Source organism: Alcanivorax sp., assembly GCF_002726155.1.
GTDB lineage: Bacteria > Pseudomonadota > Gammaproteobacteria > Pseudomonadales > Alcanivoracaceae > Alcanivorax.
In genome coordinates this window covers 1-7432 of record NZ_PBSH01000002.1, presented here as the reverse complement: position 1 = coordinate 7432, position 7432 = coordinate 1, and the positions used below count along the sequence as shown (strand labels likewise).

Here is a 7432-nt window from a genome sequence, read left to right as displayed (position 1 = left end):
TAGACGGGAGCTGGATGAGGGAAGTGGACTTCAGATTCATATAGAGGGCGGCCTACGATGAACTCGCCGATTTCGAAAAAAGCCTTGATCACAGTATCTTCCAGGCAGCGCTCCACATCATTTTCCATCGGTACTTGGAAGTTTACAACGCATTCCAGGTAGTCCTCAGCCCGCTGCAAGTCCACTTGAATAAAGCTCGCCCGGGTAGGCAGGAAAGTGTGAACGGCTTGCAGCGCGGTATAAAGGTCGGGGCTGCTGTTAGCAACAAATCCCATCACCCCATGGGTTGCGGGGGTGAGACGCCTGCCCAGCCGTAACCCGAACTCTGGTTTGCCGGATAAATCTAAAGCATTACGCAAGATCTGAATCTGCTGGGTTGCAGTGAGCAAGCTTTCATCTTTGAGTAATTGTTCGACATCTACACCCGTGTTGCGCAAGAGGCTAGGGAGTTCTCGTACACTCAAGCCAAGTTCTCGGGCGATAAGGCGTGAGTAGTTCGACGGGATATCCGCATCCACGTTTTTCAAACCCTGTTTGAGCGTCGTTATTGCCATCAGCGATTCCTCGGAATGCGGTAACTGTCTTTAAATGTCCCCGGTCTGTCAAGAAATGTCCTCGTCGGTGTTCCGACACATAGCCAATCTTCAAGGTAGATATAAATGCTAGGAGACACGCTGTGGGAAAAATTATCTTTATTGAACATGACGACACCGAGCATGTTACGGAGTTCGGGGTGGGTTCTACGCTAATGCAAATCGCCGTTGATAACGCCGTTCCAGGTATTGACGGTGACTGCGGCGGCGAATGCGCCTGTGGTACCTGTCACATGATTGTTCCCGATGAGTGGTTCGGCAAGACCGGAAGGGTTGGTGACGCAGAAGAACAGATGTTGTCCATGACCCCGGAGCGGGCGAGAACCTCGCGCCTGGGGTGTCAGGTAGAAATTACTGAGGCGATGGACGGTATGACCGTGCATTTGCCTGAATTCCAGATGTAAACAGGGAGAATGCTATGTCAACAAAAACAAGATCAAGCAATGCGTTTCAGACAAAAGTATTCAACGCCTCGTCCAAAGTGGTGCCGATGCATTTTCAGATTAAAACGATGAAAATGCTGATGAAGGCGAAGAGAAAGACAGTGGGTTCTCGATCCACACAAATGGAATTCGTCGAAACCTCCTTGCCTGATGTCAACACCTTGGCACTCGAAGATATCGACACCAGCAACCCTTTTTTGTATCGACAAGATCAGTGGCGGGCCTATTTTAAGCGGCTGCGAGATGAAGCTCCGGTACACTACCAGAAGAAGAGTCCATTCGGGCCTTTCTGGTCGATAACTCGCTATGAAGATATTTTGTTCGTGGACAAGAGTCACGAACTGTTCTCCTCTGAACCGCAAATTATTCTGGGTGATCCACCGGACGGACTATCGGTGGAAATGTTTATCGCCATGGATCCGCCCAAGCATGATGTGCAACGTCGGGCGGTGCAGGGTGTGGTAGCGCCAAAAAACCTTAAGGAAATGGAAGGTTTAATCCGGTCCCGAGCAGCCGAAGTGCTAGACAGCCTGCCGCTGGATAAACCCTTCAACTGGGTGCCTGCAGTATCCAAAGAGCTGACTGGCCGCATGCTGGCTACACTGCTGGATTTCCCTTATGAAGACCGCCATAAACTCGTTGAATGGTCTGATCGCTTGTCCGGTGCGGCATCTGCCACGGGTGGCGAATTTACCGACCAAGATGTCATGTTTGACGATGCGGCAGACATGGCGAGGGCGTTCTCAAGGCTGTGGCGAGACAAGGAGGCACGTCGTGCAGCCGGCGAAGAACCCGGTTTTGACTTGATCAATATGTTGCAGAGCAACGACGACACAAAAGACCTGATCAATCGGCCGATGGAGTTTATCGGGAATCTGACTCTGCTCATCGTTGGCGGCAATGACACCACAAGGAATTCCATGAGCGGTGGTGTCTTGGCCTTGAATCAATTCCCCGAGGAGTTCACCAAGCTGAAGGCTAATCCGGACCTGATTCCGAACATGGTTTCGGAAATCATTCGTTGGCAAACTCCACTGGCCAACATGCGCAGGGTCGCGACACAGGACGTAGAACTTCGTGGCCAGACCATCAAGAAAGGGGACCGGGTGTTAATGTGGTATGCCTCAGGTAATCGAGACGAACGCAAGTTTGACAACCCCGATCAACTCATTATTGATCGCAAGGACGCACGGAACCATATTTCTTTTGGCTACGGTATTCATCGTTGTATGGGTAACCGCCTGGCCGAACTGCAATTGCGCATTTTGTGGGAAGAACTGCTCAAGCGCTTCGAAAATATCGAAGTGGTTGGCGAGCCGGAGCGTGTACAGTCCAACTTCGTGCGCGGTTATTCGAAGTTGATGGTCAAACTGACGGCAAAAAATTAATGAAAAGTTTGACCGGGCTGGCGACTGAAGAATTCGACTATATCGTTGTGGGCGCTGGCTCGGCAGGGTGCGCGGTAGCCAATCGTTTGTCCGAGAGTGGCCTCTATTCGGTGTTGCTACTCGAAGCCGGGCCGGAGAGTCGCCGCAACCCTTTCGTCAACACGCCGCTGGGATTTTTGCAGTTGATGTTCAGTCGCCGTTTCAACTGGCAGTTCTATACCGAGCCACAGCGTCACATGTACGGTCGTTCGTTGTTCCAGCCGCGGGGCAAGATGCTTGGCGGTTCGAGCGGGATTAACGCCCAGGTCTATATCCGTGGTCACGCCAGGGATTACGACGAGTGGGCACGGCAGGGGTGTCACGGTTGGTCATACGCCGAGGTGCTGCCGTATTTTCGTAAGTCAGAACATTACGAGCCTGAGACGGTGCCGGGTACGGCAGTATTCCATGGTAAGGATGGCCCTCTCAATGTGGCGGAGCGACGTTATACCAACCCGTTGAGTGCGGCGTTTGTCGAGGCGGGAGTACAGGCGGGGCATCGACGCAATCGGGATTTCAACGGCCCCGAACAGGAGGGGGTGGGCTATTACTATACTTACCAGAAGGACGGCTCGCGTTTTAGTAATGCGCGTGCTTATCTTGATCCAGCGACGGGGCGTTCGAACCTGAACGTTCGTAGTGATGCACATGTTACTCGGGTGTTGTTTGATGGCACTCGCGCTATTGGTGTCGAGTATCGCAGCGCAAAGGGTCTGGTGCGAGCTCGTGCAGGGCGTGAGGTTATCCTCTGCGGTGGTGCGTTTAACTCGCCGCAACTGCTTATGTTGTCAGGCATCGGTCCCCGCGAGGAACTTGCTCGACATGGCATTGAGCTACGTCATGCACTGGCGGGTGTGGGTCGCAATCTTCAGGACCATATCGATGTTTTTGTCCGGGTCAGGGCTCGCAGCCGTCAGAGTATCTCGATGCATCCGAGCTACTGGCTGAAGGGCGCGTGGGCCTTACTGCAATACCTGAGCGGTCGTCGAGGTGTGCTGTCGAGCAACGGGGCTGAAGCTGGTGGGTTCATCTGCTCCCGGCCAGAGCTGGCGATACCTGATCTGCAACTACACTTCGGGCCAATGCTGTACGCCGATCACGGGCGAGACATGAAAACCGCAATGAGCGGTTATGGCTACATAGTGATGCTCTATGGGCTCAGGCCTTTGTCCCGTGGCCGTATTGGTTTAAACAGTGCCGATCCGCTGGCGGCCCCGTTGATTGATCCCAACTATATGGCTGAGCCTGCCGATGTCGAGCAGCTCGTTCGTGGGGTAAAGCTTGTTCGTAAGATCTTGTCGCAGCGTGCATTTTATGTGCACCAGGACGTAGAGATTTCACCAAGCCAGTCCATACAGGAGGACGTAGATCTCGCCGAGTGGGTGCGTCGCAGCGGCGAATCGGCATATCACCCGGTCGGCACCTGCAAGATGGGGAGAGATCCGATGGCTGTGGTGGATTCCCGACTTCGCGTGCACGGTTTGCAATCGTTGCGGGTGGTTGATGCTTCCATCATGCCAACGCTGGTTGGTGGGAATACTAATCAGCCGGTGACCATGATCGGTGAGAAAGGGGCTGCGATGATTCTTGAGGACGCCGCGATGGCAGGCGGTTAGGCATCATGTGCCTAGCTCGCTGGATATTACAGTTTCTTGTTCTTCACTAAGTTTTTGGCTTATGGATAACTCGGTTCCAAGGCGCATAGAAAGAGACAAGTTATGACCAAAAAAAAGAAAGAGACCACCGTCATCATTGGTGGTGGACACGCAGCGGGAACACTTCTGACCGCCTTGCTGCAAAAAAAATACCCAAATGAAGTGATTTTGGTTAGCGAAGAACCACACCCTCCCTACCAGCGGCCGCCCTTGTCAAAGAATTACCTTGCGGGGGAGGTTGATCAGGCATCGTTATACCTTAAACCGCCTTCGGTTTACGAGAATGCGGGACAGCAATTACGGCTCGGCGTGCGCGTAGAACAGATTAACAGAGACGACAAAAACCTCATTTTGTCAGATCAAAGCACCTTACAGTACGACCGACTGGTCTTGGCCACTGGCTCACATGTCCGCCGCCTTAACGCGCCGGGCTCAGATTTGAAAGGCATTCATTATTTGCATGATATCGCGGACACGGATGCCCTGCGTAGTGAGCTAGCACCCGGCAAACGCCTAGTCATCGTGGGGGGCGGTTATATCGGACTTGAAGTGGCAGCCAGTGCGACCAAGCAAGGTGTTAATGTTACCGTCCTGGAAGCTGCTGAGCGTCTGATGCAGCGTGTTACGGGGCCAGAGATGTCCGAATTTTTCTACGCCAAACATGCGAGGGCCGGCGTTGATGTACGCTTGGAGACGGCTGTAACCGGTTTTGAATCAGATGGTCAGGGGCACGTCTCTGGCGTGACCTTGTCCGGTGGGGGCAAGGTGCCAGCGGATATCGTGCTTGTCTCAATTGGTGTAATACCGGAAACGGTCTTGGCTGAGCATGCTGGCCTGCTCTGTGATGACGGCATTGTCGTCGATGAATTTACTCGCACCGATGATCCTGACATCTTGGCAATCGGCGATTGTACCCGCCACCGGAATCTATTCTTCGACAAGAGGCAGCGCCTTGAATCTGTGGCTAACGCTGTGGATCAAGCGCGTACGGCGGCGGCGACTCTTATGGGCGAGGAGAAGCCCTACGATAGCGCCCCCTGGTTCTGGTCGAACCAGTATGACGTTCGCCTGCAGATGGTAGGGTTGTCGCAAAATCATGACCAGCGCGTACTACGTGGCAACATCACTGACAAGGAATTTGCAGTTTTCTATCTATGCGAGGGGTGTGTCATTGCTGTTGATGCAGTCAATCTGCCTATTGCTTTCATGGTGGGTAAGAAGCTGGTGCAGCAACGCAAAAGCATCAGCGCTAAAGCATTGCGTGATCTGAATTTTGAACTGAAGTCTTTAATCTGAAGTGCGGAACTAATTGTTATCTGTAACCGGTCTTAATGACGAGGTGTGTCAATGAAGGTCGTACTTTCGTCCAAGAGTGTCCATGTCCATCCAGCTGAAACCACGGTTTTTGTATAGCTTATGGTGTAGCTAGCCTTATATCCCTTATCCAAAGCAGTAAAAACAGCCGCAAACACACCTGTGCATCATGGGTGTGTCATAGTTTCTATGAGGCTAGCTACTCTCTGGTGAGCCACTTTTCGCTCCTCAAAATAATCATACCGATCATAAATACCCTCAACTCCCTTCAGCTTGTGATTCAAACACCGTTCCGCCACATGACTCGGCACGCCTTCCGCAGCCGCAAGGCTGCGGAAGGTGCGTCGCAGGTCGTGGATGGTGAAGTGTTCCAGGTCGCCCATTTTGTTGGGTGGCTGCACCTTCCGGCCTGGCTCTCGGCCAAATAGCTTGGAAATGGCGCGGTTCAGGGTGTCAGGGCCCATGTGTGGGCGTTTGCTGGCGCGCCTGGCAGGGAACACATAGGGGGAGCCGCAGGCATGGCCTTGCTGTACCTTTAGCCACTCAATGGCTTGGGTTGGCAGAGGGATGGTGATCGCTGCGCCAGTCTTGCTGCGCTCTTTGGAGAGATCCCAGATTCCGGCTTCCAGATCGAATTCTTCCCAGCGGGCCTCGCATAGCTCGCTTTTTCTCACGCCTAGCACCAGGAACAAGCAGCAGGCCCGATAGTTGTCTCGACCAAAGCTGCTGATGTGCTCCCGGAAGACCCCAAAGGAATGTTCGATTTCTTCCAGCGTCAGGGTGCGCTCCCGGCTGGCTTCGACGCCGCCGGCGTCGCTGACGGTGAATGGGCTGGCCGGGTTGTTCTGGCACAGGTCCAGTTTGATGCCATGACGAAACAACTGCTTCATGTACATCAGGGTGTCATTGGCGATGGTGGGGCGGTTGCTGCGCTGGACGCGCTGCAGGACGGCCCGGATATCCCTTGGGGTGACGTCGGCAATCGGGTAGAGGCCGATCACCGGGTGAATTTCTTTCTGGTAGATGCGCTTGGGGATGTTGGGGTGTTTCAGGCGCCGGGACAGATCGGTCTCATGCCAGTCCTGGAAAAGGTCTTTGACGGTGCGGATGTCGGGCTGGACAACTTTGGCTCTTTCCTGGATTGGATCGGTGCCCGTGCGGATGCCTTGCTTGGTTAGCACAGCGGCTTCCCGGGCGTCACCCAGGGACATCTGGGGGTATTGGCCCAAGGTAATCTCGTGGCGCTTGCCTTGGGCGCTGTAGCGCAGCATCCAGTAGGGCGTGCCTGACTTGCGCACGCAGAAATAGAGGCCGCCACCATCGGTATGCTTCTTGGGGGCCTGCTTTGCCAGGGACTTGATCTGAGTGGCGGTGAGTTTGCTCATTTTGACCTTGTGGCGTTTGAGCCTATAAAAACAGGCTGCCCACCACTTTTTGTTTGTTGATTGAAGAGAAAAATTCTCTGTCATCAATGGTTTGCAGGCAGCCCCTTGAGAGCTGCCCACCATTTCAGGTCAATATAGGTGCGGGGGAGGAAAAAGTCACGTTTTTGCCCACCATTTTGCCCACCACTTTTGTCTGGATAGGGGTGGATGGCAGTGGATTTCCATGGACTGAGATTCGCATTTAATTCTTTAAAAACAATGAATTAAATACGATTATGGACTTCCCTGGATTTTACTCGATATTCTGGATCTGTTCGCGCATCTGTTCGATAAGCACCTTTAATTCCACGGCGGCGGCGGTGGTTTCGCTGTCGACGGATTTGCTGCCCAGGGTGTTGGCTTCGCGGTTGAGCTCCTGCATCAGAAAATCCAGCCGGCGACCGATGTGGCCGCCCTTCTTGAGGATGCGGCGCACTTCGCTGACGTGGGTCACCAGGCGGTCCAGTTCTTCGTCCACGTCCATTTTCTGGGCCAGCATCACAAGTTCCTGCCCCAGCCGGTCCGGGTCCGGCGAGTCGATCACATCCTGAATGCGGGTGCGCAGGCGTTCCCGCT

Annotated in this window: 7 protein-coding genes; 4 read left to right on the top strand and 3 right to left on the bottom strand. The window is 53.7% G+C overall.

Annotated elements, in window-relative coordinates; translation table 11 throughout:
- On the bottom strand, nucleotides 1-554 hold a 554-nt coding region (locus CL546_RS00265), incomplete at its 3' end, for an AraC family transcriptional regulator ligand-binding domain-containing protein (RefSeq protein ID WP_290492294.1).
- A gap of 122 nt (nucleotides 555-676) precedes the next feature.
- On the opposite strand from CL546_RS00265, the gene CL546_RS00260 reads away from it, so the two are divergent.
- The 4 genes from CL546_RS00260 (at nucleotide 677) to CL546_RS00245 (ending at nucleotide 5414) form a co-directional block, all read left to right on the top strand.
- Complete coding sequence (locus CL546_RS00260; RefSeq protein WP_007151505.1) at nucleotides 677-997, top strand: 2Fe-2S iron-sulfur cluster-binding protein; 321 nt, start codon at nucleotides 677-679, stop codon at nucleotides 995-997.
- 14 nt (nucleotides 998-1011) lie between these two features.
- Complete coding sequence (locus tag CL546_RS00255) at nucleotides 1012-2424, top strand: cytochrome P450 (RefSeq protein ID WP_290492293.1); 1413 nt, start codon at nucleotides 1012-1014, stop codon at nucleotides 2422-2424.
- Entirely contained in the window at nucleotides 2424-4079 is a 1656-nt protein-coding gene (locus CL546_RS00250) for a GMC family oxidoreductase (RefSeq protein ID WP_007149730.1), read from the top strand. The genes CL546_RS00255 and CL546_RS00250 overlap by 1 nt, the downstream gene beginning before the upstream one ends.
- A 102-nt stretch (nucleotides 4080-4181) precedes the next feature.
- Nucleotides 4182-5414 carry an NAD(P)/FAD-dependent oxidoreductase gene (locus CL546_RS00245; protein ID WP_007149013.1) on the top strand — a complete coding sequence of 411 codons (1233 nt, stop codon included), beginning with the start codon at nucleotides 4182-4184 and terminating at the stop codon, nucleotides 5412-5414.
- Between the two features lie 185 nt (nucleotides 5415-5599).
- On the opposite strand, the gene CL546_RS00240 is transcribed toward CL546_RS00245, so the two are convergent.
- Complete coding sequence (locus CL546_RS00240; protein ID WP_290492292.1) at nucleotides 5600-6817, bottom strand: tyrosine-type recombinase/integrase; 1218 nt, start codon at nucleotides 6815-6817, stop codon at nucleotides 5600-5602.
- Between the two features lie 292 nt (nucleotides 6818-7109).
- Nucleotides 7110-7432, bottom strand: a 323-nt coding sequence (locus CL546_RS00235) for an endoribonuclease YicC domain-containing protein (RefSeq protein ID WP_290492291.1), incomplete at its 5' end; no start/stop codon positions are given.